This is a genomic window from Mycobacterium sp. IDUB_17, assembly GCF_055419465.1.
On sequence record NZ_JBVAXS010000001.1, the window covers coordinates 783,250 to 808,361 of the forward strand.

23 protein-coding genes are annotated in these 25,112 nt (G+C 68.2%); 19 read left to right on the forward strand and 4 right to left on the reverse strand.

The annotated features are described in order from the left end of the window. Window positions 1–10 precede the first annotated feature (10 nt). Window positions 11–958: an alpha/beta hydrolase gene (locus ACZYZ7_RS03870; protein WP_463740247.1), complete on the reverse strand. Its 948-nt coding sequence runs from the start codon at window positions 956–958 to the stop codon at window positions 11–13. Here ACZYZ7_RS03870 and ACZYZ7_RS03875 point away from each other — a divergent pair. The 9 genes from ACZYZ7_RS03875 (at window position 921) to ACZYZ7_RS03915 (ending at window position 10,456) form a co-directional block, all read left to right on the forward strand. Continuing rightward, complete coding sequence (locus ACZYZ7_RS03875) at window positions 921–1,679, forward strand: lysoplasmalogenase (protein ID WP_463740248.1); 759 nt, start codon at window positions 921–923, stop codon at window positions 1,677–1,679. The two genes, ACZYZ7_RS03870 and ACZYZ7_RS03875, sit on opposite strands and share 38 nt — an antisense overlap. Continuing rightward, the gene (locus ACZYZ7_RS03880) at window positions 1,676–3,676 is read left to right on the forward strand and encodes a primosomal protein N' (RefSeq protein WP_463740249.1); all 2,001 of its coding nucleotides are present in this window, start codon (window positions 1,676–1,678) and stop codon (window positions 3,674–3,676) included. The genes ACZYZ7_RS03875 and ACZYZ7_RS03880 overlap by 4 nt, the downstream gene beginning before the upstream one ends. A 48-nt stretch (window positions 3,677–3,724) precedes the next feature. Beyond that, window positions 3,725–5,545, forward strand: a complete 1,821-nt coding sequence (locus tag ACZYZ7_RS03885) for a DUF2207 domain-containing protein (RefSeq protein ID WP_463740250.1) — start codon at window positions 3,725–3,727, stop codon at window positions 5,543–5,545. After that, window positions 5,539–6,075, forward strand: coding sequence for a LemA family protein (locus ACZYZ7_RS03890; RefSeq protein ID WP_463740251.1), 537 nt, complete (start codon window positions 5,539–5,541; stop codon window positions 6,073–6,075). The genes ACZYZ7_RS03885 and ACZYZ7_RS03890 overlap by 7 nt, the downstream gene beginning before the upstream one ends. A gap of 33 nt (window positions 6,076–6,108) precedes the next feature. Beyond that, window positions 6,109–7,038 (forward strand): methionyl-tRNA formyltransferase, encoded by a 930-nt coding sequence (fmt, locus tag ACZYZ7_RS03895; protein ID WP_463740252.1) that lies wholly within the window; start codon window positions 6,109–6,111, stop codon window positions 7,036–7,038. Beyond that, entirely contained in the window at window positions 7,035–8,435 is a 1,401-nt protein-coding gene (locus ACZYZ7_RS03900; protein ID WP_463740253.1) for an RsmB/NOP family class I SAM-dependent RNA methyltransferase, read from the forward strand. The genes fmt and ACZYZ7_RS03900 overlap by 4 nt, the downstream gene beginning before the upstream one ends. A gap of 36 nt (window positions 8,436–8,471) precedes the next feature. Next, entirely contained in the window at window positions 8,472–9,149 is a 678-nt protein-coding gene (gene rpe, locus ACZYZ7_RS03905; protein ID WP_463740254.1) for a ribulose-phosphate 3-epimerase, read from the forward strand. Next, window positions 9,146–10,147, forward strand: a complete 1,002-nt coding sequence (gene ribD / locus ACZYZ7_RS03910) for a bifunctional diaminohydroxyphosphoribosylaminopyrimidine deaminase/5-amino-6-(5-phosphoribosylamino)uracil reductase RibD (protein WP_463740255.1) — start codon at window positions 9,146–9,148, stop codon at window positions 10,145–10,147. Before rpe ends, ribD begins: the two co-directional genes overlap by 4 nt. A 153-nt stretch (window positions 10,148–10,300) precedes the next feature. Continuing rightward, complete coding sequence (locus tag ACZYZ7_RS03915) at window positions 10,301–10,456, forward strand: hypothetical protein (RefSeq protein WP_167857834.1); 156 nt, start codon at window positions 10,301–10,303, stop codon at window positions 10,454–10,456. A gap of 5 nt (window positions 10,457–10,461) precedes the next feature. Here ACZYZ7_RS03915 and ACZYZ7_RS03920 read toward each other — a convergent pair whose 3' ends face one another. Together ACZYZ7_RS03920 and ACZYZ7_RS03925 are read right to left on the reverse strand one after the other, a co-directional pair. Beyond that, window positions 10,462–12,120: an MFS transporter gene (locus ACZYZ7_RS03920; RefSeq protein WP_286174919.1), complete on the reverse strand. Its 1,659-nt coding sequence runs from the start codon at window positions 12,118–12,120 to the stop codon at window positions 10,462–10,464. Next, a complete protein-coding gene (locus ACZYZ7_RS03925) occupies window positions 12,120–12,839 on the reverse strand; it encodes an LppX_LprAFG lipoprotein (protein WP_450069131.1) in 720 nt (239 codons plus the stop codon). Before ACZYZ7_RS03925 ends, ACZYZ7_RS03920 begins: the two co-directional genes overlap by 1 nt. 73 nt (window positions 12,840–12,912) lie before the next feature. Between ACZYZ7_RS03925 and ACZYZ7_RS03930 the strand changes: the two genes are divergently transcribed. The 4 genes from ACZYZ7_RS03930 (at window position 12,913) to ACZYZ7_RS03945 (ending at window position 15,875) form a co-directional block, all read left to right on the forward strand. Next, entirely contained in the window at window positions 12,913–13,512 is a 600-nt protein-coding gene (locus ACZYZ7_RS03930; protein WP_135460014.1) for a riboflavin synthase, read from the forward strand. Window positions 13,513–13,610: 98 nt separating this feature from the next. Continuing rightward, complete coding sequence (locus tag ACZYZ7_RS03935; RefSeq protein ID WP_463740256.1) at window positions 13,611–14,939, forward strand: bifunctional 3,4-dihydroxy-2-butanone-4-phosphate synthase/GTP cyclohydrolase II; 1,329 nt, start codon at window positions 13,611–13,613, stop codon at window positions 14,937–14,939. After that, window positions 14,936–15,415, forward strand: coding sequence for a 6,7-dimethyl-8-ribityllumazine synthase (gene ribH, locus ACZYZ7_RS03940; RefSeq protein ID WP_135454219.1), 480 nt, complete (start codon window positions 14,936–14,938; stop codon window positions 15,413–15,415). Before ACZYZ7_RS03935 ends, ribH begins: the two co-directional genes overlap by 4 nt. Window positions 15,416–15,422: 7 nt before the next feature. After that, the gene (locus ACZYZ7_RS03945) at window positions 15,423–15,875 is read left to right on the forward strand and encodes a PH domain-containing protein (RefSeq protein ID WP_135454222.1); all 453 of its coding nucleotides are present in this window, start codon (window positions 15,423–15,425) and stop codon (window positions 15,873–15,875) included. Window positions 15,876–15,885: 10 nt separating this feature from the next. On the opposite strand, the gene ggt is transcribed toward ACZYZ7_RS03945, so the two are convergent. Further along, entirely contained in the window at window positions 15,886–17,862 is a 1,977-nt protein-coding gene (gene ggt, locus ACZYZ7_RS03950) for a gamma-glutamyltransferase (RefSeq protein WP_463740542.1), read from the reverse strand. 104 nt (window positions 17,863–17,966) lie between these two features. Between ggt and uvrC the strand changes: the two genes are divergently transcribed. From uvrC to ACZYZ7_RS03980, 6 genes are all read left to right on the forward strand, one after another. After that, window positions 17,967–20,030, forward strand: a complete 2,064-nt coding sequence (gene uvrC, locus ACZYZ7_RS03955; RefSeq protein ID WP_463740257.1) for an excinuclease ABC subunit UvrC — start codon at window positions 17,967–17,969, stop codon at window positions 20,028–20,030. Window positions 20,031–20,067: 37 nt separating this feature from the next. Further along, a complete protein-coding gene (rapZ, locus tag ACZYZ7_RS03960) occupies window positions 20,068–20,982 on the forward strand; it encodes an RNase adapter RapZ (protein WP_135454228.1) in 915 nt (304 codons plus the stop codon). After that, a complete protein-coding gene (gene yvcK / locus ACZYZ7_RS03965; protein WP_135454231.1) occupies window positions 20,979–22,037 on the forward strand; it encodes a uridine diphosphate-N-acetylglucosamine-binding protein YvcK in 1,059 nt (352 codons plus the stop codon). The genes rapZ and yvcK overlap by 4 nt, the downstream gene beginning before the upstream one ends. Then, window positions 22,034–23,011: a DNA-binding protein WhiA gene (gene whiA, locus ACZYZ7_RS03970; protein WP_077741723.1), complete on the forward strand. Its 978-nt coding sequence runs from the start codon at window positions 22,034–22,036 to the stop codon at window positions 23,009–23,011. The genes yvcK and whiA overlap by 4 nt, the downstream gene beginning before the upstream one ends. Window positions 23,012–23,460: 449 nt before the next feature. Next, window positions 23,461–24,129 carry a TetR/AcrR family transcriptional regulator gene (locus ACZYZ7_RS03975; protein ID WP_450069133.1) on the forward strand — a complete coding sequence of 223 codons (669 nt, stop codon included), beginning with the start codon at window positions 23,461–23,463 and terminating at the stop codon, window positions 24,127–24,129. Window positions 24,130–24,145: 16 nt separating this feature from the next. Then, complete coding sequence (locus tag ACZYZ7_RS03980) at window positions 24,146–25,081, forward strand: sterol desaturase family protein (RefSeq protein ID WP_463740258.1); 936 nt, start codon at window positions 24,146–24,148, stop codon at window positions 25,079–25,081. Window positions 25,082–25,112 lie beyond the last annotated feature (31 nt).

A 25,112-nucleotide genomic window follows, 5' to 3' on the forward strand; every position in this document is an offset into this window, starting at 1 on the left:
GAGTGAACCGTCAGCCGTGCAGCGCCTCGCGCAGCGCGGCGATGGCCTTCTCGAACGATTCGGTGGAGGCGGGGACCACACCGACGTAGCCGAGGTAGCCGTGCACCAGGGTCTCGGCATTGTCCAGTTGCACCGGAACGCCTGCGGCGGAAAGCAATTCGGCGTAGCGGATACCGTCGTCACGCAACGGGTCGTGTCCGGCCACGGCGATGTAGGCGGGTGCGAGGCCGGACAGGTCCGCCGCGCGGGCCGGCACCAGCGTGGCCGGCGGATCGGACAGATCCACGTGTCCGGCATACCAACGGGAGAAGCCCTGGACGGCGTCGAGTCCGAGGATCGGCGCCTCGGCGTTCTCGGTGAACGACGGCAGGCTCGTGTCCCACGTGGTGGCCGGGTACCAGAGCAACTGGAAACGCAGCGAGGGAGCACCGGCGTCACGCGCCAGCAGCGCCACGACCGCGCTGAGGTTGCCACCCGCCGAATCCCCGGCCACGGCCAGCCGGTCGGCGTCGGCGCCCAGTTCTGCGGCATTGGCGGCCACCCACTGCGTCACGGCCCACACGTCGTCGACCGCCGAAGGGTAGGGGTGTTCGGGAGCCAGACGGTAGTCCACCGACACCACCACCGCGTCGGCGCCCACGGCGTGCTGGCGGGCGGTGCCGTCGTAGCTGTCCAGGTCACCCAGCGCCCAGCCGCCACCGTGGATGAACACGATCACCGGCAGCGTCGCGCCGTCGGCGGTCGGCGGCCGGTACACCCGCACCGGGATCGGGCCGGCCGGTCCCGGGATCACACGATCCTCGGCCTGCACCTCGGGGTGGACCGGCAGCCGCGGAATCTCACTGAACTGGCGCCGGGCCTCCTCGACACCTATATCGGTGGATAGTTGGAACGGCACCGCCTCCAGTACCTTCTGCAGGATGGCATCGACAGCTGGTTTCTCGTCAGCAACGGACATTCCGCCACCGTACGCACACCGCCGGACGGTGTGGTTGTGGGGCGCCGCCGCAGTCGTCGGCGCGGCTTACGGCGTGTTTCTGCTCGTGGTGGCTCTGCGATTACCGGCAGGCACCGATCTCACCGGCCAGTTCTTCGCCCAGCCCGCGGTCAAAGCGCTGCCTGCACTGCTGTTGGCGGCGGCCGCGTGGGCGCATCCGATCGTGCGGGAACGCCGCTGGCTGGTCGGTGCGCTGGTGTTCTCGGCGCTCGGTGACTTCCTGCTCGCGATCCCGTGGTGGCAGCCGTCCTTCGTGCTGGGGCTGGCCGCATTCCTGGTGGCACACCTGTGCTTCCTCGGCGCGCTGCTGCCCCTGGCACGGCGCTCGACGCCGCGGCTGATCGCCGTGGCGCTCACCATCCTGGCCTGCGTGGCGTTGCTGACCTGGTTCTGGCCCCGGCTCGTCGAACAAGGCATGGCCGTTCCGGTGGTCGCCTACATCGCGGTGCTGGGAGCCATGGTGTGCACGGCGCTGCTGGCCCGGCTGCCCACACCGTGGACCGCGGCCGGAGCGGTGTGTTTCGCGGTGTCGGACTCCATGATCGGCATCAGCCAGTTCATCCGCGGCGACCAGTTGCTCGCCGTTCCGATCTGGTGGGCATACGCCACGTCGCTGCTGCTGATCACGGCAGGCATGTTCTTCGGTCGGGCGTCAGACAAGTCTGCTAAAGCTGTGCGGTGACCATCATCCGCCGCGCCGCCGAGCATGAGCCCATCGCGCGGGTGCTGCCCCTTCTCACCGTTCCGCACCTGGACCGGGAGTTCGACTATCTGGTGTCGGAGGAGCAGTCCGACGACGCCCAGCCGGGCGTACGGGTCCGGGTGCGGTTCAACGGCAGGCTGGTCGACGCGTATCTCCTGGAGCGGCGGTCGGACACCGACCACACCGGCAAGCTGGGTTGGCTCGATCGTGTGGTCTCGCCCGAGCCGGTGCTCACCGCCGAGATCCGCAGGCTCGTCGACGCCGTCGCGGCACGCTACGCGGGAACCCGCGCGGATGTGCTGCGCCTGGCCGTGCCGCCGCGCCACGCCAGGGTGGAGAAGCAGGCTGTCGACGAGCCGGAACCGGTCTCGGCCGCCCCGGTCGACACCGGCGCCTGGGCTCGCTACGGCCGCGGCGAACAGTTCCTGACCGCGGTCGGTGAGGGCCGCGCGGCACGGGCGGTGTGGCAGGCGCTGCCCGGGGAGAACTGGGCGCAGCGGCTGGCCGAGGCGGCCGCCGTGGCGGTGAATGCGGGACTGGGCGTGGTGGCGGTGGTGCCCGATCAGCGCGATGTTGATGCGCTGTTTGCCGCGGCGACCGAACAGGTGCCCGCGTCGCGGGTGGTCGCGTTGTCGGCCGGGCTCGGCCCGTCGGCCCGCTACCGCCGCTGGCTGGCGGCGCTGCGGGGACAGGCTCAGGTGGTGATCGGCACCCGCAGTGCGGTGTTCGCCCCGGTGACAAACCTCGGGTTGGTCCTGGTGTGGGACGACGGTGACGACAACCTCGCCGAGCCACGCGCGCCCTATCCGCATGCCCGCGAGGTCGCCATGCTGCGCGCCCATCAGCTGCGGTGTGCCGCGATCATCGGCGGTTACGCGCGGACCGCCGAGGCGCAGGCCCTGGTGCGGACCCGTTGGGCGCACGACGTGGTGGCGGCCCGGCCGGTGATCCGCGCTGCCGCGCCGCGGGTAATTGCGCTGGAGGACAGCGGGTACGCGCAGGAGCGCGATCCTGCCGCCCACACCGCGCGGCTTCCGTCCATGGCGCTGCAGGCAGCGCGTTCGGCGCTGCAGGCCGAACACCCGGTGCTCATCCAGGTTCCGCGCCGCGGCTACGTGCCGGCGCTGGCCTGCGCGCGGTGTCGCGCCGTGACCCGCTGCAGACACTGCACCGGTCCGCTGGCCCTGCCGGACCGGGGCAGCGAGGCCGCGGAATGCCGGTGGTGCGGCCGGGCCGAGCCCGCATTGCGTTGTGCACGTTGCGGTTCGGACGCGGTGCGGGCGGTGGTGGTGGGGGCTCGCCGGACCGCGGAGGAGTTGGGCCGGGCGTTTCCGGGCACCTCGGTGATCACCTCGGGCGGCGACGCAGTGCTCGGTTCGGTCGGGGAGGGGCCGGCCCTGGTGGTCAGCACGCCCGGTGCGGAGCCGGTCGCACAAGGCGGTTACGGCGCGGCCCTGTTGCTCGACGCATGGGCGCTGTTGGGCCGGCAGGATCTGCGCGCCGCCGAGGACACGCTGCGCCGATGGATGGCCGCGGCGGCCCTGGTCCGGCCGCGGGACGACGGCGGCGTGGTGGCGGTGGTGGCGGAGTCGGCGATCTCGACCGTGCAGGCCCTGATCCGATGGGATCCGGTGGGGCATGCCGACGCCGAACTCGACGGCCGCGGTGAGGTGGGTCTGCCACCCGCGGTGCACATGGCGGCGATCGACGGGACGACGACGGCAGTCGAGGCACTGCTGGAAACCGCGCAGCTGCCCGATGTCGCGGAAACTCTCGGGCCGGTGGAACTCCCGGTCGGCGCACGCCGCCCACCCGGCCTTGCGTCGGATGCCGAGGTGAACCGAATGCTGGTCCGGGTGCCGAGGGGCGGGGGCCTGGAATTGGCGGCCGCACTCCGGCGGGCCACCGCCGTGCTCAGCGCGCGAAAAGATCAGCAACCATGTCGTATCCAAATTGATCCATTGCACATAGGGTAGGGCGAACACTTCACCCGGTACCGGTGAGTGCCGAACCAGGAGGCTGCGATGCGCCGGGTGTGGTCGTGGTTGTTTACGTTGGGGCTCATCGCCTTTGGCCTGCTGTGGCCGCTGCTGTTCACCGGCGGGTCAGGGTCGGGCGCCGGCGGGCCTGCCGATCCGGTGTTGATCACCGATTACCGTGCTGATTTCACCGTTGACACCGCCGGACGGATGACCGCGGTCGAGACCATCACCGGTAATTTCCCCAGCGGGCGGCACGGCATCTTCCGCTACTGGGACGTGGCCAACCAGAACAATTCCCGCCTCCGGCAGGTACCCGAGATCACGTCGATCACGCTGGACGGCGCGCCGGTGCCCTACCAACTGCTGTGGGAGAAGGGTGAGCGGTTCCGGGTGGCAAAGGTCGGTGACCCCGACACCACCCTGGACTACGGCAGCCACGTCTTCGAGATCCGCTATACGATCGCTGGTGTCCTGGATCCGGGCAGCGTCGGTGCCGGCCGTCAGTTCGCCGGGAGTACCGGGAATCCCGACGCCCGATCCGCCTTCTACTGGAACGTCGTCGCGCCCGCGTGGAACAACACGATCGAGCGGGCCGAAATCTCGGTCACGCTGCCGGCCGAGGTCACCGGCGCCGGTTGCAGTGTCGGATTCGGCGTCGGCAGCGCCTGCACGGATCTGCGCACCGACGGCAACACCGTACGACTCGAGGCGTACGGCCTCGAGCCCCACACCCCGGTGACGCTGCGCGCCGGCGTCGACGTGGCCACACCGCCGCAGACGACGTTGCCGTGGCCGTACACGTGGGACCGGATCCTCGGGCGGTCGGTAACCGCTCTGGTCTGGTTCGCGTTGCTGACCGCCGGGATGGGACTGCTCGCCTACTTCTGGTCGAGGACCACCGTCGAACCTGCACCGGGGTTCCCGGTGCAGTACGCCCCGCCGGAAGGGCTCGGGCCGGTGCAGACCGAGTTCATCCGCACCGAGAGCGTCCCCAAGAACGGGCTGAGCGCAACCCTGTTCCACCTCGCCGAGCGTGGACTCGTGGAGCTGCGGCAGGTCAATGCCCAACACTGGAAGATCAAAGGTCTCGCCAAGCCGGCCGAGTGGGCCGATGTCGATCCGGTCGGCATCGACGTGGGTGCAGCGCTCAAGGTGATGTCCCGCGGTGCCGAGTTCTCCGCCAACAACACCGCGACATCGGGCAAGAAGCTCAGCAAGGCCAAGGCGGACATGGTGGTCGCCGTGCGCAAATGGGCGTTCGACGGCGGCTTCATGGTCAAGCGCCGCAAGGAACTGTGGATATGCGTCGCCAACGTGGTGGCGTTCCTCGCCGCGGTGGCCGGGTTCTGGCTGTGGTTCGGGATACCGGTCACGTTGTGCGGTCTGCCTTTCGCCGCGTTCTTCGTGTTCTCCGTGGGTGTCTGGTCTGGCGGTGTGGGCACTCGCCGGACCCCCGCTGGCCGGGAATTGTGGTCGCGGGCAGAGGGTTTCCATCGTCTGTTGTCCACCGATTCGGCCGAGACCCGGTTCGACTTCGCCGCCCGCAAGGATCTCTACCTGGCCTACATTCCGTTCGCAGTGGCCGGCGGCGCCGCCGCACTGTGGGCCAAGAAATATCAGGACACGATGGGTGCCGGTGCACCCCAACCTGATTGGTACAACTCGTCGTCGTCGGACAACAGCCACAGCTTCACCGGTGGATCCGGCGGCGCAGACTTCGACAGTTTCGAATCGGCACTATCGTCATCGATCGGGGCGTACACCGCCTCGCAGTCGTCGTCCTCCTCTTCGTCGAGCGGCGGGTCATCGTCGTCCGGTGGAGGCGGCGGTGGTGGCGGAGGGGGAGGGGGCGGATCGTGGTGAGGCTGCTGTTGGTCGTGGTGCTGGCACTCGCGGTGGCGGTGTTGGTGGGCTTCGTCGTCGGCTACAACAAACTGCGGGTGGCCGACGTGCACGTCGCCGAGGCGTTGAGCGGCATCGACGTCGAGCTGACTCGCCGGGCCGCGCTGATTCCGGCGCTGGTGCAGACCGTGGCGACGTTCGCCAAGCACGAGACGGCGGTCCTCGGCCGGGTCAGCAGTGCCCAGGCGGCGCTGACCTCGGCGACCGGCGGCGCCTCGGTGGTGCAGCGCAGCACAGCCGAACGTGATCTCGACTCGGCCCTGACCGGGGTGCTGGCGCTGGGATCGTCCTATCCGCAACTCAATTCGTCGAACAACTTCCTGAACCTGCAGGAGAACCTGACCGACACCGAGAACAAGCTGGCGTTCGCCCGGCAGTACTACAACGACGCTGTCGCCACCCTCAACCGGCTGGTCGGAACGATCCCGTGGGTATATCTGGCCCCGTTGGCCGGGGTATCCGAGCGGGAGTACTACCAATCGCCACATTAGGGAAGCAGCGGGCCGGATACCTAGACTGATTCGGTGCGCCTCGTCTTTGCCGGAACTCCAGAGCCCGCCCTCCCGTCGTTGCAGCGGCTGATCGACTCGCCTCGTCACGATGTGGTCGCGGTGCTGACCCGGCCCGACGCCGCCGCCGGGCGCCGCGGCAAGCCCGCACCGTCACCGGTCGCGAAGCTGGCGCTCGAGCACGAGATCCCGGTGCTGCGCCCGTCGCGGCCCAACTCCGACGAGTTCGTCGCCGAACTGTCCGAGCTGGCACCGGACTGCTGCGCCGTCGTCGCCTACGGCGCGCTGCTGAGCGAACGCCTGCTCGCGGTGCCCCGACACGGCTGGATCAATCTGCACTTCTCGTTGCTGCCTGCCTGGCGCGGGGCAGCGCCGGTGCAGGCCTCCCTGGCGGCCGGTGACGAGGTGACCGGGGCCACGACGTTCCTGATCGAGCCGGCACTCGACTCCGGACCGGTCTACGGCGTGGTCACCGAGCGGGTGCGTGACACCGACACGGCGGGCGATCTGCTTGGGCGGCTTGCTGATTCGGGTGCCGCACTGCTGGAGTCCACGTTGGACGGCGTCGCCGAGGGGGCCCTGACCGCGGTGCCCCAGCCGGCCGACGGCGTGAGCCTGGCGCCCAAGATCACCGTGGAGTCGGCCCGGGTGCGCTGGGACCTGCCGGCCCACGTCATCGACCGGCAGATCCGTTCGGTCACCCCGAATCCCGGTGCCTGGACGATGATCGGGGACCTGCGCGTCAAGGTCGGTCCGGTCACGGTGGAACCGTCGGAAGATTCGTTGGCGCCCGGTCAAATCCGTGTCGACCGCAATGCCGTATTGGTCGGTACCGGCTCGCAACCGGTTCGGCTGGGGCAGATCCAACCGCCCGGCAAGAAACTCATGAACGCTGCCGACTGGGCCCGCGGCGCGCGGTTGCAGGAATCGGTGCGCGCATCATGAGTAACTCGCCGAACCGACCCAACCGTGCACCGCAACGCAACCGCCAGCACCGTCGCACACCCCTGGATCCCGCCCGCCGAGCGGCGTTCGATGTGCTGCGCGCGGTGTCGGAGCGCGACTCCTACGCCAACCTGGCCCTGCCGCCGCTGCTGCGGGAGCGGGGGATCGAGGGCCGCGACGCGGCCTTCGCCACCGAGCTGACCTACGGCGCCTGCCGGACGAGGGGGATGCTCGACGCGGTCATCGAGGCGGCGGCCGGGCGCCCGCCCGAGCGGATCGATCCGGTGCTGCTCGACCTGTTGCGGTTGGGCACCTACCAGCTGCTGCGCACCCGGGTCGAACCGCATGCCGCGGTGTCCACCACCGTGGAACAGGCCGGCATCGAATTCGACTCGGCCCGAGCAGGTTTCGTCAACGGTGTGCTGCGGACGATCTCCCGCAGCACCGAGCAGGAATGGATGGAGCGGCTGGCGCCGCCGGCGGTCACCGATCCGGTCGGGCACGCGGCCTTCCTGCACGCCCACCCGCGGTGGATCGCCCAGGCCTTCACCGACGCACTGGGAGCGCGCGCCGGTGAACTCGACGCCCTGTTGGCCAGCGATGACGAGCGTCCGTTGGTGCACCTGGCGGCACGGCCCACCGCGATGACCGCAGCCGAGCTGGCCGCGCAGGCCGACGGCGCCGTGGGCCGCTACTCGCCGTACGCGGTGTACCTGCCCGGTGGCGACCCCGGACAGCTGGCGGCCGTGCGCGACGGTGCCGCCCAGGTCCAGGACGAGGGCAGCCAGCTGGTGGCCCGCGCCCTGACCCTCGCCGAACTCGACGGCCCGGACAACGGTCGCTGGCTGGACCTGTGCGCAGGTCCCGGCGGTAAGACCGCACTGCTGGCCGCCATCGGTGCGGCCTCGGGTGCCCGGGTCACCGCGGTCGAACCCGCGCCGCGCCGTGCCGATCTCGTCGAGGAGAACACCCGGGGGCTCGACGTCGACGTGGAGCGCGTGGACGGGCGGGAATCGGGACTGGAGCCCGGCTTCGACCGGGTCCTGGTCGATGCGCCCTGCACGGGGTTGGGGGCGCTGCGCCGGCGCCCGGAGGCACGTTGGCGTCGCCAGCCCGGCGACGTCCCCGGGCTGGCGAAGCTGCAGCGCGAACTGCTCGCCGCGGCCATCTCGCTGACCCGCCCGGGCGGCGTGGTCCTTTACGCGACCTGTTCGCCGCACCTGGCCGAAACGGTCGGGGTGGTGGCCGATGCGGTGCGCCGGCATCCGGTGACCCAACTGGACACCCGGGAGTTGTTTGCCCCGGCCGATGACCTCGGCGACGGACCGCACGTCCAGCTGTGGCCGCACCGGCACGGGACCGATGCGATGTTCGCGGCCGCCCTGAAGGTCCGATGAGCGCTTGCGCGAAGAGCATGTCTTAGGGTGATCGCCATGGCAGAACCCCTGATCGCCCCTTCCATCCTGTCCGCTGACTTCGCGCGGCTGTCCGATGAGGTCGCCGCGGTGGCCGGGGCCGACTGGCTGCACGTCGACGTGATGGACAACCACTTCGTGCCCAATCTCACGCTGGGCCTGCCCGTGGTGGAGTCCCTGCTCAAGGCCACCGATATCCCGATGGACTGCCATCTGATGATCGACCAGCCCGAGCGCTGGGCGCCGCCGTATGCCGAGGCGGGTGCTTACAACGTCACGTTCCACGCCGAGGCCACCGACAACCCGATCGGCGTGGCCCGCGATATCCGTGCCGCCGGCGCCAAGGCCGGCCTGTCGGTGAAGCCGGGCACCCCGCTGGAGCCGTACTTGGAGATCCTCAAGGAGTTCGACACCCTGCTGGTGATGTCGGTCGAGCCCGGGTTCGGTGGACAGAAGTTCATGCCGGAGGTGCTCTCCAAGGTGAGCATCGTGCGCCGCCTCGTCGACTCCGGCGATCTGACCATCGTCGTCGAGATCGACGGCGGCATCAACGCCGACACCATCGAGCAGGCCGCCGAGGCCGGCGTGGACTGCTTCGTCGCCGGCTCCGCGGTGTACAGCGCGGCCGATCCGGCTGCCGCGGTGAAGTCCCTGCGTCAGCAGGCTGCGAGCGCCTCGAGACATCTGACGCTATGACGCCCGAGGCCGCGATGCGGCTGGCCATCGAGCAGGCCGAACAGGTCAAGGGCTCGACCTACCCGAACCCGCCGGTCGGCGCGGTGGTCCTGGACAGCGACGGGCAGATCGCCGGCGTCGGCGCGACGCAGCCCGTCGGAGGCCCGCACGCCGAGGTGATGGCGCTGCAGGCGGCAGGGGACCGGGCCAAGGGTGGCACCGCCGTAGTCACCCTCGAGCCGTGTAATCACCACGGGCGGACCCCGCCGTGCGTGGATGCGCTTCTGGCATCGGGGATTTCGGCCGTCACCTTCGCGGTGGCCGATCCCAATCCGGCGGCGGAAGGCGGGGCGCAGCGGCTCGCCGAGGCCGGTGTCACGGTCAATGCCGGGCTGCTGGCCGATGACGTCGAGAACGGGCCGCTGCGCGAGTGGCTGCACAAGCAGCGCACCGGATTGCCGCATGTCACATGGAAATTCGCCACCAGCGTGGACGGCCGCAGCGCCGCCGCCGACGGTTCCAGCCAGTGGATCACCAGTGAGGCCGCCCGGGCGGACGTTCATCGCAAGCGGGCCGCGGCCGACGCGATCGTGGTCGGTACCGGAACGGTGTTCTTCGACGATCCGACGCTGACGGCGCGCCGGGCCGACGGCACGCTGACCGGTCATCAGCCCCTGCGGGTCGTGGTGGGTATGCGCGAGGTGTCGCCGGACGCCAAGGTGCTCAACGACGATTCGCACACGATGCTGATCCGTACGCATGATCCGCTTGAGGTGATGCGGTCGCTGGGAGACCGGACCGACGTGCTTCTGGAGGGTGGGCCGACCCTGGCCGGGGCCTTCCTGCGGGCCGGCGTGGTGAACCGGATCCTGGCCTATGTGGCGCCGATAATGCTGGGTGGGCCGATCACCGCGGTCGACGACATCGGGGTTCCCAGCATCATGCACGCGCAGCGGTGGCGGTTCGACGGCATCACCGCCATCGGGCCGGACGTTCGCCTGAGTCTGGTGCCCAACTGATAGCAGCCTCCCAGGAGGTAGCCAGCTTGAGTTAGGGTGACCTAAGTTACGCTCGTGAAATGCCGGGCATTGTCGGTCATGATCGGTACACTCGTACCAAAGCGCGTTCGCTGCCGAATGTGCGCCGGGTGAACACGAGCAAAGGACGCGAGCATGACTGCACTGCAGGATTGGCTCCCCAGCACGCCATGGACTCCCCGCACGATCCGGGCGTTGGTCCGAGTCCCGTTACGGCTCGTGCTGCCCGGCCGGCCGGATGAGGCCGACCGGGCACCACGTTTGCTGAGCCCCGGGGTCGAACGCTGCTGAGCCGATCAACTCGATCGATGGCGTCCCGGCGGTTGGTCGGTGCCCTGGACTGCCGGGTCGGCTGACTGGACCGGCAGGACCTGCGTCGGCAGGTACAGCTGCCCGGTCGACGTGTCGTCACTGTCACCGGCGCGCAGGTCCTCGGGAGGACCGGCAGGTTCGTCGACATGGACGTGGCGTGCGGCGATCAGCAGACCGAGCACCGCACCCACCACGCAGACGATCGCGGTGATCCCGAAGATCTCGGCATACTGCGCCACGTAGGCAGCCCGGTATCGACAGAGGGTCCGGTCCAGCGGCGGGAGGCTGGCGCAATCCGGGTTCGGCGTGGCCAGATGCTGATTGAAGCGGTACAGGCCCCACGCGGACAGGGCCGCGATTCCGATCAGCATGCCGATCATCCGGGACACCACGACGAATGCGGAAGCGATGCCGTGTTGTGCGGCAGGTACCACTCGCAGTGTGGCCGAGGTGAGCGGGGCGATCACCAACCCGAGTCCGAATCCGACGATCGCCAGATCGGTATCCAGCACCGGCAGCCGGAACAGGACCAGGTCGTGGTACTCGTCGAGCACGGTGATCGACCAGTTGGTGATCAACCAGAAGCCGCCGGCCGCGATCATCAGTCCGAAGAAGCTGACGATGCGGTCCCCGACGCGGGTGGCGATCCAGCCGCCGATCAGCGCGCCGATGGGTAGGGCGACCAGGAACCGCAACAGCAGGAATGCGGCGTCGTACTTGTCCTTACCGAGCACGCCCTGGCCGAACAGCTCGACATTGACCAGCGTGACCATCAGGGCGGCACCCGTGCACAACGACGCGGCCAGCGCGGCCAGGAACGGCCGGAACCGCACACCCGCGGGTTCGATCAACCGGGTGCGGGCGACCCTTTCCCAGGCGAAGAATGCGATCGCCGCCACCAGCGCACCGATCAGGACCGGAAGACCCCAGTCGGGTAAGACCTGCTTGCCGTCCGGTTTCGGGTTGTACAGGCCCATGACGGCCAGGCCCAACGCGATCGCCAGCAGGACGCCGCCGATGACATCGACCTTCTCGGGGTGGTCGCTCGGTTCCTTGCCCGGCAGGCTGAAGTGGATCATCACCATGGCGATGAGGGCCAGCGGCACGTTGATCCAGAACGCGGCCTGCCAGTGATGGAACACCGCGACCGCGCCGATGCCGTACAGCGGGCCCAGGACGCTTCCGAACTCCTGGGCGGCGCCGACCCCGCCGAGTACCGCGGCCCGGCTGCGAGCCGCCCACAGATCGGCGGCCAGCGCCAGGGTGACCGGGAGCAACGCACCGCTCGCGACGCCCTGGATCGCACGGCCCACGATCAACATGTCCAGATTGGTGGACAGCGCCGTGATGACCGAGCCGACCGCGAAACCGGCCAAACCGACCTGGATCAGCATCTTGCGGCCGAACCGGTCAGAGGCGCGGCCCAGAAGCGGCATGGCCGCGATGTACCCCAGCAGGTACCACGTAATGATCGGGGTGACCTTCTGGATCTCGTTTACCGCAATGCCGACGTCGGACATGATGTCGGTCATCACCGTGATCACGACATAGGTGTCGAGGGCGCCGAGCAGCACGGCAAGGCTGCCCGCGCTGATCGCGATGTGGCGGCTGCGGCCGGACCTCACCGACTCCGCGGTGGACATCAGGAAGCGGGCTTGGTGACGGTGACCTGCTTGCCCCAGTCAGACAGGGTCATGGTGACGCTGTTTCCGGGCGTGGGTTCGAGCTTGGCCTGCAGCAGGGTGTGGTTCCCGTCCTCGGTGATCCAAGCGGTTCCCGGGACCGGGCCCTCAGCCTTGAGCTGCGGGGCGATCTTGTTGACCGCGTCGGGGCTGACCGTGCCGGTCACCCGGACTCCCTCGGTGCCGTTGACGGATTCGCGGCCGTCGGCCTTGGGATCACTGAAGTTCGCGAGCACGTTGGCCAGGCCGTTGTCGGGGTTCAGGATCGCCGAGATGTCGTAGATGCTGGCGGCGGGCCCGTAGTTGGACAGCGGATCGCCGGGGGTCAGGGCCGCGTACAGGTCGCCGCCGGCCACCACGAACTTCGCGTCGGCCAGCTTTTGGCCTGCGAACAACAGATCGGCGGTGCCTTCAGCGGCCACCTCGGGGGTGTTGGTCAGGTCCCCGTCGAGCTTCTCGATGGGGAGGCCTTTGATCGTGCCCTGCACGGTCAGCAGCAGATGCACGCTCTGCTGGGCCTTGGTGGCGGCCGAGGAATCCTGCAGCAGCTGGGCCGCATCGGGCAGCGGGGCGTTCGACTTCTCCGAGGACGAAGAGGACGAGCAGCCGGCGACGAGGGCGGCCGCTGCGAAGAGAATTGCGAGTAAGGACTGGACTGCGAAGCGTGGGCGCGTCTGCATTACTGCATCGTAGAGGCTCGCGGTGCCCGGGCGTTTTCTCCAACTGATGCTCGAGGCGAATAGTCTGGTCGGCGTGTTCACCGGAATCGTTGAAGAGCTGGGTGTCCTGGTCGACAAGGCGGAGCTGACGGATGCCGCCCGGTTCACCATCCGCGGCCCCGTGGTAACCGCCGATGCCGGTCACGGCGACTCGATCGCGGTGAACGGGGTCTGCCTGACTGTGGTGGACGTACTGCCCGACGGCGCGTTCACCGCCGACGTCATGGGGGAGACGCTGAACAGGTCGAGCCTGGGCGGGGTCGGGGTGGGCAGCCAGGTCAACCTGGAGCGGGCCGCCGCGGTCAACAGCCGCCTCGGCGGCCACATCGTTCAGGGCCATGTCGACGGCACCGGCACTGTGATTTCCCGCACGCCCTTCGACCACTGGGAAGTCGTCCGCATCGGGCTGCCCACCGCGCTGTCGCGCTACGTCGTGGAGAAGGGCTCGATCACCGTCGACGGGGTCTCGTTGACGGTGTCCGCAGTGGGTGACGACTGGTTTGAGGTGTCGCTGATCCCCACCACGCGTGAGCTCACCACGCTGGGTCAGGCGGCCGTCGGAACGACGGTGAATCTTGAGGTGGACATCATCGCCAAATACGTGGAACGGCTGATGGCCGGTCCCGGTGAGTAAGAGCTGGCAATAACCGCTGGATTTCGGTGGTTCATACTGGAGTCGGCGATTGGTCCCGCATTGGGGGACCTGTCATTAGAACAGGCAAGGTGGCGCAGATGACCAGGCTCGATTCCGTCGAGAGGGCGATTGCCGATATCGCGGCGGGCAAAGCCGTGGTGGTGATCGACGACGAGGATCGCGAGAACGAGGGCGATCTCATCTTCGCCGCCGAGAAGGCGACTCCCGAACTCGTGGCGTTCATGGTCCGCTACACCTCGGGCTATCTGTGTGTGCCGCTGGACGGTGAGATCTGTGACCGGCTGGGCCTGTTGCCGATGTACGCGGTCAACCAGGACAAGCACGGCACCGCCTACACCGTCACGGTGGACGCCAAAAAGGATGTGGGAACCGGCATTTCGGCTTCCGACCGGGCCACCACGATGCGGGCGCTGGCCGATCCGGCGACCATCGCCGACGACTTCACCAAGCCCGGCCACGTAGTTCCGCTGCGGGCCAAGGACGGTGGCGTGCTGCGCCGCCCCGGACACACCGAGGCAGCCGTCGACCTGGCCCGCCTGGCCGGGCTTCAGCCCGCCGGCGCGATCTGCGAGATCGTCAGCCAGAAGGACGAAGGCGACATGGCGCGCACCGATGAGCTGCGCGTCTTTGCCGACGATCACGATCTGGCGCTGATCTCGATCGCCGACCTGATCGAGTGGCGCCGTAAGCACGAGAAGCACATCGAGCGGATCGCCGAGGCGCGTATCCCGACCCGGCACGGCGAGTTCGTGGCGGTCGGCTACAAGAGCATCTACGAGGACGTCGAGCATGTCGCGCTGGTTCGCGGCGACATCGCCGGGCCGGCCAGCGACGGTCACGACGTCCTGGTCCGGGTTCACTCCGAATGCCTGACCGGCGACGTGTTCGGCTCCCGACGCTGTGACTGCGGCCCGCAGCTGGACGCCGCGATGGCGATGGTGGCCCGTGAAGGCCGCGGCGTGGTGCTGTACATGCGCGGTCATGAGGGCCGCGGCATCGGTCTGATGCACAAGCTGCAGGCCTATCAGTTGCAGGACGCGGGCGAGGACACCGTCGACGCGAATCTGAAACTCGGCCTGCCTGCCGATGCCCGCGATTACGGCATCGGCGCCCAGATTCTGGTGGACCTGGGTATCCGGTCCATGCGGCTGCTGACCAACAACCCGGCCAAGCGGGTGGGGCTCGACGGTTATGGGCTGCACATCATCGAGCGGGTAGCACTGCCGGTGCGAGCGAACTCGGAGAACATTCGCTACCTGATGACCAAGCGGGACCGGATGGGCCACGACCTCGTCGGACTCGAAGACTATGACGAAGCGGTGAGCATGGACGACTACGACGAGGCGGTGTACCTGCTCGGCGACCGCCGGCCGCCCAGTGCGACCGACTCGGGCTCGAGCCTGTGAGCGGCCACGGAGTCCCTGATCTGCCCCAGATCGACGCTTCGAATGTGAAGCTGGCGATCGTGGCCAGCACCTGGCACACCCAGATCTGCGACGCGCTGCTGGATGGCGCGCGCAAGGTTGCAGCCGACGCCGGCATCGACGAGCCGACGGTGGTCCGCGTGCTCGGCGCCATCGAAATCCCGGTGGTGGCACAGGCATTGGCGGCCACCCATGACGCGGTGGTGGCGTTGGGCGTGGTCATCCGTGGGCAGACCCCGCACTTCGACTACGTGTGCGACGCGGTGACGCAGGGCTTGACCCGGGTGTCGCTCGACGCGTCCACCCCGGTCGCCAACGGTGTGCTGACCACCGACAACGAGGCCCAGGCCCTGGATCGCGCCGGCCTGCCGGATTCCGCCGAGGACAAGGGTGCCCAGGCCGCGGCGGCGGCGCTTTCCACCGCGCTGACCCTGCGGGAACTGCGCGCGAAGGCGTGACCGGCCGATGACTGCAGAAACCTGGGACCTTGATATCCGGCCTTACCGGACACCGTATTTCGCCTACGGGGCGGCACTGATCATCTTTCTGGCGCACGTCGCGGTCGGCGTGCTGCTGAAGGTGGGGTCCACCGGTGTGGTCTTCCAGACCTCCGATCAGGTGGCGATCGCCTTGCTGGGAGCGATCATCGGCGGAGTGGTGCTGTTGTTCGCGCGGCCCCGGCTCAAGGTCGGCCCGACCGGCGTGGCGGTCCGGAATCTGGTCAGCTTCAAGGTGATTCCCTGGTCCGAGGCCCTCGGCGTGACATTCCCGGTCGGAGCCCGCTGGGCTCGGCTGGACCTGCCCGACGACGAGTACATTCCGGTGATGGCGATCCAGGCCATCGACAAGGGGCGTGCGGTAGAGGCCATGGACGAGGTCCGGGAGCTGATCGACCGTTACCGCTCGAATCTCGTCTGACACCACAGGGTCAACCGACGTCGCCGAGTACCAGCCCTTCGCGGCGCGGATCGGCCCCGCCGATCCAGCCCGACGGTGTGCGCACCAGGGCTGAGAGCCCACTGGACTGATCGGCCAGCGACACCTGATGTCCGAGTGCCCGCAGGCCCTCGACCAGTTGATCACGGTCCCCGTTGGCGACCGTATCGACCAACGGATGCTCCCCGCCGACGTTGGTCACGGGTGTGTTGGCCGCGCCGAAGTCGATCATTGACACCGCCTGCTGCGGGTCCAGGTTCCAATCCATGATGCCGACAAGGGTTTTCACGACGAACTGGATGATCACCGCACCGCCGGGGGAGCCCACGACCGCATACAGGGGACCCCGTTGCGGTCCCGCCTTGTCGAACACCAGCGTCGGCGCCATGGTGCTGCGTGGGCGCTTGCCGGGCTGAACCCGGTTGGGTACGGGATGGCCTTCGGTGCTGGTCGGCTCGGCGGAGAAGTCGGTGAGCTGATTGTTGAGCAGGAAGCCGTCGACCATGTGGAACGAACCGAAGGCAGACTCGATCGTTGTGGTCAGTGACGCCGCATTGCCGTGGCTGTCGATCACGCTGATCTGGCTGGTGCCGTGCTCAGGCGGCGGCGGAATGGTCATCGGTGGGGCGAAGTCCCCGGGCGCGGCCGTGCCCATCGTGTGGTTCCGCGAGATCAGGGCGGCGCGGCCGGTGAGGTAGGCGCCGCCGAGCAAGGTCTCGGGCGATCCGCCGGGTAGTGGGACGAAATCGGTGTCGGCGACGTAGCGATCCCGGTCGGCGTAGGCGAGACGTTCGGCCTCCGAGATCAGGTGCACCCCGGTCACCGAGGGATGCCCGCCGTTGAGGTCGATGCGCACCGGCTTGTAATCGCTCATGGGGAAGTGCTCGAGCATGCCGAGGGTGGCAGCCACCGCGATGCCGCCCGACGACGGCGGTGGCATACCGCAGACCTCGCTACCGCGGTAGGTGGTGCACACGGGGTCGCGGTGTTTGACGGTGTACCCGGCGAGATCCTGTTCGGTCATGGCGCTCGGCGTGCGGCCGCCGCTGGTATCGGTCGCGGCCGCCACCACAGCGCGGGCGATGTCGCCGGTGTAGAAGGCCTGAGCACCCTCGGATGCGATGGCGCCCAAGGTTTTCGCGTAGGCGGGGTTGGTCATGCGGGTGCCCACCGGCTTGGGACTGCCGTCGGGGTTGAGGAAGTAGCCGGCCGACGCGGGATCCAGCCGAAGTTGGGCGTCGGCATCGTCGATGGCCGCAGCCAGGCGCGGGCTGACGTCGAATCCGTTGTCGGCCATCGACACGGCAGGGTCGAAGAGATCGCGCCAGGCCTTCTTGCCGAACTGATGGTGCACGTCGTCGAGCAGTCGCACGATCCCCGGCACACCGATGGAGCGGCCCGATGCCCGGGCGTCGGGTTTGGGGATCGAGCGGTCTGTCTCCGACACCCAGCGCAGGTAGTTCTCGGTCGCCGCGGCCGGGGCGGTCTCACGTCCGTCATAGGCGCGCACCGCGTTGCCTGCCGCGTCGTAATAAAGCAGGAAGCCGCCGCCGCCGATCCCGGAGGACTGGGGCTCGACGAGGCCGAGCACGGCCTGTGCGGTCACCAGTGCGTCGGCAGCGGTACCACCGTCGCGCAGCACTTTGCAGGCGGCTTCGGTGGCCAGTGGATTGGCGGTGGCCACCGCATAGGTGGCCGTGCGGACGGCGGTCATGTCGCTGCGGTAGCCGGTGCCGATCTCGGGGTTGGTCGCGAGGTTGCGGGTCGTCGGCGGTGCCGACGGTTGGGGAGGTGTCGGCGGTGCCGACGGTTGAGCAGGGGTCGGCGGTGCCGACGGTTGGGCAGGTGTCGGCGGTGGGGGTGCCTGAGGTGGTTTGGGCAACGGGGTCCCGTTGGAAATGATCTGGCACGGCCCGGCATCGGTCCTCGCGGGGCGCCGACTGCCGTCGGAGCATCCGGCAAGGATCATAGCGACGACACTGAGCAGCGCGATGACCGAACGGGTGGACGCCAGCAACCGCACAGTTCGACGGTAGCGGAGTTCCGTCGGATCGCGGCAGTAACCTGGAAACCGTGCCCGATCCAGCGACGTACCGGCCGGCGCCCGGATCGATACCAGTAGAGCCGGGCGTGTACCGGTTCCGGGACCCGCACGGTCGGGTCATCTATGTCGGCAAGGCCAAGAGCCTGCGCAGCCGGCTGACGTCGTACTTCGCCGATATCGCGAGCCTGGCGCCGCGCACCCGGCAGATGGTGATGACGGCGGGCAGTGTCGAGTGGACGGTGGTCACCACCGAGGTCGAGGCACTGCAGCTGGAGTACAACTGGATCAAGGAATTCGATCCACGCTTCAACATCCGCTACCGCGACGACAAGACGTACCCGGTGTTGGCGGTCACGCTCAACGAGGAGTACCCGCGGCTGATGGTGTATCGCGGGCCGCGGCGCAAGGGCGTGCGGTATTTCGGCCCGTACTCGCATGCGTGGGCGATCCGGGAGACACTCGATCTGCTGACCCGGGTGTTTCCGGCCAGAACCTGTTCTGCGGGAGTCTTCAAGCGGCACAGGCAGATCGACCGCCCGTGTCTGCTCGGCTACATCGACAAGTGCTCGGCGCCGTGCATCGGTAGGGTCAGCGCCGAGGAACACCGGCGCATCGTGCTGGACTTCTGCGATTTCCTGTCGGGCAAGACCGACCGGCTGGCCCGCGACATGGAGCAGCAGATGATCGCGGCCGCAGAGGAGTTGGACTTCGAACGGGCGGCCCGGTTGCGCGACGATATCGCGGCACTGAAGCGTGCGCTGGAGAAACAGGCAGTGGTCCTCGGCGACGGCACGGACGCCGACGTGGTGGCGTTCGCCGACGACGACCTCGAGGCGGCCGTTCAGGTCTTCCACGTGCGCGGGGGGCGGGTGCGGGGCCAGCGCGGCTGGATCGTCGAGAAGTCCGGTGACCCAGAGCAATCCGGGCAGGAGCACCTCGTCGAACAGTTCCTCACCCAGTTCTACGGCGAACAGGCCGAATTGGGCGGCGCGGCCGATGAGGCGACCAACCCGGTGCCGCGGGAGGTCCTCGTGCCGGTGCTGCCGCCGAATGCCGATGAACTGGCGGCCTGGTTGTCCGGGCTTCGTGGCTCGCGCGTGAGCCTGCGGGTGCCGGTGCGCGGCGACAAACGCACACTGGCCGAGACTGTCGCGCGCAATGCGCAGGAGGCGCTGGCCCAACACAAGCTCAAGCGTGCCGGCGACTTCAACGCGAGATCGGAAGCGCTACAGAGCATTCAGGATTCGCTGGGTCTGGCCGATGCGCCGTTGCGGATCGAATGTGTGGATATCAGCCATGTGCAGGGCACCGATGTGGTCGCCTCACTGGTGGTGTTCGAGGATGGGTTGCCGCGCAAGTCGGACTACCGGCACTACGCGATCCGTGAGGCTGCCGGTGACGGCCGCTCCGATGACGTCGCCTCGATCGCCGAGGTGACCCGGCGTCGTTTCCTGCGGCACGTGAGCGATGCGCAGCCCGAGGCAGGCACCGAGCAGCGTCCGCGCCGGTTCGCCTATCCGCCAAACCTGTTCGTCGTGGACGGTGGTGCCCCTCAGGTCAATGCGGCGGCCGCGGTGCTCGACGAACTCGGCGTCACCGATGTCGCGGTGATCGGGCTGGCCAAGCGCCTGGAGGAGGTGTGGGTGCCTTCCGAGCCGGATCCGGTGATCTTCCCGCGAAACAGTGAGGGGCTGTATTTGTTGCAACGCGTGCGCGACGAGGCACACCGGTTCGCGATCAGCTATCACCGCAGCAAGCGGTCCAAGCGGATGACCGCCTCGGCGCTCGACTCGGTGCGTGGTTTGGGCGAGCAGCGCCGCAAGGCGTTGGTGACGCATTTCGGCTCGGTGGCGCGACTCAAGGAGGCCACGGTCGAGGAGATCACCGCGGTGCCGGGGATCGGTGTGACGACGGCGAAGGCCGTCCTGGCTGCGCTCGGCGGTGAGCCGCCAATCGAGCACAGCGGTGAGCCGCCGAGCACGCCGCCACCGGTCGAGGGCGAAGACCCGCGAAGTGAGAACAGCGCCGGACTGGGCGATTCAGGGGCGCCCGCAACGGTTATCGAGGATGATCGACGCAGGGTGTCGGGATGACGGGTAACGGGGACATGAGTAGCCAGGCGGTTCGCGCATGAATGAACATCTGCGCGAGGGCGGCATCGTAGGTGGTGCGGACGCGGATTCGGGAATCGACGTGGTGCTGGTCACCGGCTTGTCCGGGGCGGGGCGCGGCACCGCTGCCAAGGTGTTGGAGGACCTCGGCTGGTATGTCGCCGACAACCTGCCGCCGGAGTTGATAGCGCGCATGGTCGAGTTGGGGTTGGCCGCCGGATCACGGATCACCCAGCTTGCCGTGGTGATGGATGTGCGGTCGCGTGGCTTCACCGGCGATCTCGACTGGGTGCGCAACGAATTGGCGGCCCGCAGCATCACCCCGCGGGTGTTGTTCCTTGAGGCGTCCGACGACATCCTGGTACGCCGGTATGAGCAGAACCGGCGCAGCCACCCGCTGCAGGGCACCCAGACCCTGGCCGAGGGGATCGCTGCCGAGCGGGCGTTGCTGGCGCCGGTGCGGGCCGCGGCCGACCTGGTGATCGACACGTCTGCGCTCCCGGTGCCGGCATTGCGTGAGAGCATCGAGCGTGCGTTCGGCGGTGAGACCGTCGCCTACACGAATGTCACTGTGGAGTCATTCGGCTACAAGTACGGCCTGCCGATGGACGCGGACACGGTGATGGATGTCCGGTTCCTGCCGAACCCGCACTGGGTCGACGAATTGCGGCCGCATACCGGCCAGCATCCGGATGTGCGGGACTACGTGCTGGGACAACCGGGCGCCAGAGAATTTCTCGACACCTACCATCGTCTGTTGGACGTGGTGATCGCCGGATACCGCCGGGAGGGGAAGCGTTATATGACCGTCGCCATCGGGTGCACGGGTGGCAAACATCGGAGCGTGGCGATCGCGGAGGCGCTGGCGGAGCGGTTGCAGGGCGGTGACGGGCTCACCGTCCGCGTGCTGCACCGGGATCTGGGTCGCGAATGACCCCGCGCATCGTGGCCCTCGGTGGAGGGCACGGTTTGTACGCCACCTTGTCCGCGGCGCGCCGGCTCAGCCCGCACGTGACGGCCGTGGTGACGGTTGCCGACGACGGTGGATCGTCGGGTCGGCTGCGCAGCGAACTCGATGTGGTGCCACCAGGTGATCTGCGAATGGCGTTGGCGGCCTTGGCCTCTGACAGCCCGCATGGTCGGTTGTGGGCGACGATCATCCAGCACCGGTTCGGTGGCAGCGGCGCGCTCGCCGGTCACCCGATCGGCAATCTGATCTTGGCCGGCCTCAGCGAGGTGCTCGCCGATCCGGTCGCTGCCCTCGACGAGCTCGGGCGCATCCTCGGTGTGAAGGGCCGGGTGCTGCCGATGTGCCCGATCGCTCTGCAGATCGAGGCCGATGTCGCGGGCCTGGAGACCGATCCGCGGATGAGCCGGGTGATCCGCGGTCAGGTGGCGATCGCCACCACGGTGGGCAAGGTGCGCCGGGTGCGGTTGCTGCCCGGAGATCCGCCGGCCACCCGACAGGCTGTCGAGGCCATCATGAGCGCCGATCTCGTGGTGCTCGGGCCGGGGTCGTGGTTCACCAGTGTGATCCCGCACGTGTTGGTGCCGCAGTTGGCGGCGGCATTGCGGGCGACGACGGCGCGGCGTGCGCTCGTCTTGAATCTGGCGGCGGAGCCGGGTGAAACGGCGGGGTTCTCGGCGGAGCGTCACATCCACGTTCTGGCCCAGCATGCTCCGGACTTCAGCGTGCATGACATCATCGTCGATGCCAGCCGGGTGCCGAGCGACCGTGAACGGGAGCAACTCAGCCGCACTGCCAACATCCTCAACGCTCGAGTTGAGTTTGCTGACGTGTCTCGACCTGGTACACCTTTACATGACCCGGCGAAGTTGGCCGCGGTGCTGGAGGGTGTCCGATTGCGCTCGATGGCGCCCGGGGCCGTGCAGGAGGCCACCGTTCCCACGCCCGCTGCGAGGTCGGTCGACGTGGCGCACCAGGAACCGGCGCCGAACACACCGAGAGGGGACGATCCGTGGCGATGACAGCCGAGGTGAAAGACGAGCTGAGCCGTCTCGTAGTCAACTCGGTGAGCGCTCGCCGCGCGGAGGTGGCGTCGTTGTTGCGTTTCGCCGGCGGCCTGCACATCGTGGCCGGCCGCGTAGTGGTGGAGGCCGAGGTGGATCTCGGGATCATCGCGCGCCGCCTGCGCAAGGACATCTACGACCTGTACGGCTACAACGCCGTGGTGCACGTGCTCTCGGCCAGCGGAATCCGGAAGAACACCCGCTATGTGGTGCGGGTGGCCGCCGACGGGGAAGCGCTGGCCCGGCAGACGGGCCTGCTCGATCTTCGTGGACGCCCGGTACGTGGCCTGCCGGCACAGGTGGTCGGCGGCAGCGTCGGGGACGCCGAGGCCGCGTGGCGTGGTGCGTTCCTCGCCCACGGCTCGTTGACCGAGCCGGGACGGTCGTCGGCGCTGGAGGTCAGCTGCCCCGGTCCGGAGGCGGCACTGGCCCTGGTCGGTGCGGCCAGGCGGCTCGGAGTCAGTGCCAAGGCCCGCGAGGTACGCGGTGCCGACCGGGTCGTGGTGCGCGACGGCGAGGCGATCGGTGCCTTGTTGACCCGAATGGGAGCCCAGGACACCAGGCTGACGTGGGAGGAACGGCGGATGCGCCGCGAGGTCCGCGCCACCGCCAATCGTCTGGCCAATTTCGACGATGCCAACCTGCGCCGGTCGGCGCGTGCCGCGGTGGCTGCGGCTGCCCGGGTGGAACGTGCGTTGGACATCCTGGGTGACGGGGTGCCCGATCATCTGGCGGCGGCGGGCAAGCTGCGGGTCGAACACCGTCAGGCGTCGCTGGAGGAGTTGGGCCGGCTCGCCGATCCGCCGATGACGAAAGATGCTGTGGCCGGCCGTATCCGGCGCCTGCTGTCGATGGCGGACCGCAAGGCCAAGCAGGAAGGGGTTCCCGACACCGAGTCGGCGGTTACCCCGGACCTGCTCGACGACGCCTGATCCGAGCGAAATCGCAAACGCTCCAGGTCATCACACTGGCAGCGGGGCCCATCCGCCGCGGAATGCGGTGGTCGGGGACCCCGAGGTCAATGGGATGTCAAATGCCACAAAAGGTCTCGTGGCGTAAACGCTCCGTCGAATGGCCATCGAGTTCGATTGGTGGATGAACGGGTCGAGGAACGTGCACCAGATGCACGGGCCGACCAGGATTGGCGCCAGCCCGGGAGACTCACTCGGCGTGGCGATTCCGGGCACACCGGCCGTAGCGAGTGCACGGATCGTGCCGACATGGCCGAGACCCTTCCTGTCCTCATCGCCACCAGCGTGCGGGCGACGATCACTGCCGCGACGACTGCCATGCCGGCGTGGCCGCCCATTCGCCGGCTGGTGAGACCGGTCACAGTATTCAAATAGTGACTGTTATTCGAATAGCACCTACTATCTGAAATATGGTCGATGACCGAAGCGGCACGGACCTAGCGCCGGTACGGCTGACCAGAGCCGAGAATCAGGCACGGACCCGCGCCGCGCTTCTGGATGCCGCCGCTCGGACCTGCGCCCAGAAGGGTTATGCCGCGGCATCGGTGGACGAGATCGCCCGTACGGCCGGGTATTCAATCGGTGCGGTCTATTCGAACTTCTCCAGCAAGGAGCAGTTGTTCTCCGAGCTGATGACCGAACGCGCCTCCGGCCGGATCGACCAGGTGGTGCAGTCCATTTCCGAGGACACAGAAGTCGGACCGCTGACCGCCCTGGGTCGGGTCCTCGTTGACATCGCCGACAACGACATCGAGTTCGAGGCCATCCAGGCTGAATTCTGGTTGCACGCCGTGCGCAATCCCGAGGCCATGCAGATCCTGCAGGATCGGTCGTCGCGCACGTTGGCCTCGCTGCGCGAGATCCTCGCCGATGCGTTGGAGCGCAACAACATCGACGACAGCGTCTCCGTGGAGGGCTTCGCGGTGGTGGTTCTCGCGCTCTTCCAGGGATTGATCAGGCAACGGCGCATCGACCCCGACCGGGTGCCCGACGAACTTTTCGGGCAGGCGCTGGCCTGGCAACTGGCAGGCATGCCGAAGGCGTCGGGCCGCAGGTCGGCGTCGGCCGAGAACAGGTAGAAGGGAAGTAACCGCCATGGACCCGCTGCGGATCGGGCTGTACGCCATGCCCGCCTACTTCGTCCTGATGGCGATCGAGTTCCTCAGCTATCGCTTCGACAAAGACAAAGACAAAGACAAAGACGACAGCGGCTCAGCGCGGCCGCGGGCCGGGATCTCGTGGCGAGACAGCGCCACGAACCTCTCGATCTACGCACTGGGCTTCGTCCTGCGGCCGTTGGACAGATTCATCGCGGTTCCGATGGTCGCTATCGCCGCATCGCTGACGCCGCTGCACCTCTCGGCATCGCACTGGTGGGTCTGGGTGCTGGCCATCGTGCTGGCCGACCTGGCCTACTACCTGCAGCACCGGATGTCGCACCGGATCAGGATGTTCTGGGCCGCGCACAACGTGCACCACTCGAGCCAGTACTTCAACCTGTCCACCGCCATGCGATTGTCCTGGCTGATTCCCGGCTCGTTTCTGAACACCATCGGGTACGTCGGATTGGCGCTGATCGGCATCCCGGCATGGTTGGTCTTCCTGTCGCAGGCGATCGTGCTGCTCTACCAGTTCCCGATCCACACCGAGCGCATCGATCGGCTTCCCCGCGCGATCGAGTACGTGTTCAACACGCCGTCGCACCACCGCGTGCACCACGGAGCCAACAATCCCTATCTCGACAAGAACTACGCCGGCATCTTCATTCTCTGGGACCGGATGCTCGGCACCTTCGCCGCCGAGGGAGAACCCGTCCGCTACGGCCTGACCAAGAACATCGACACCTACAACCCGATCAAGGTGAACTACCACGAGTTCGCCGCCATGGTCACCGACGTCTGGCGGGCACAGACCTGGCGCGGCCGGTTCGGCTACCTGTTCGGGCCGCCCGGGTGGAGCGAAAACGCCGATACCGCAGCGACTGTCGAACGTGAGGTGCAGATGCTGTCGGTTCCGAGCACGATGAGCTAGGCGCGCCGGCGTTCGTCGTCGCCGCCACTTG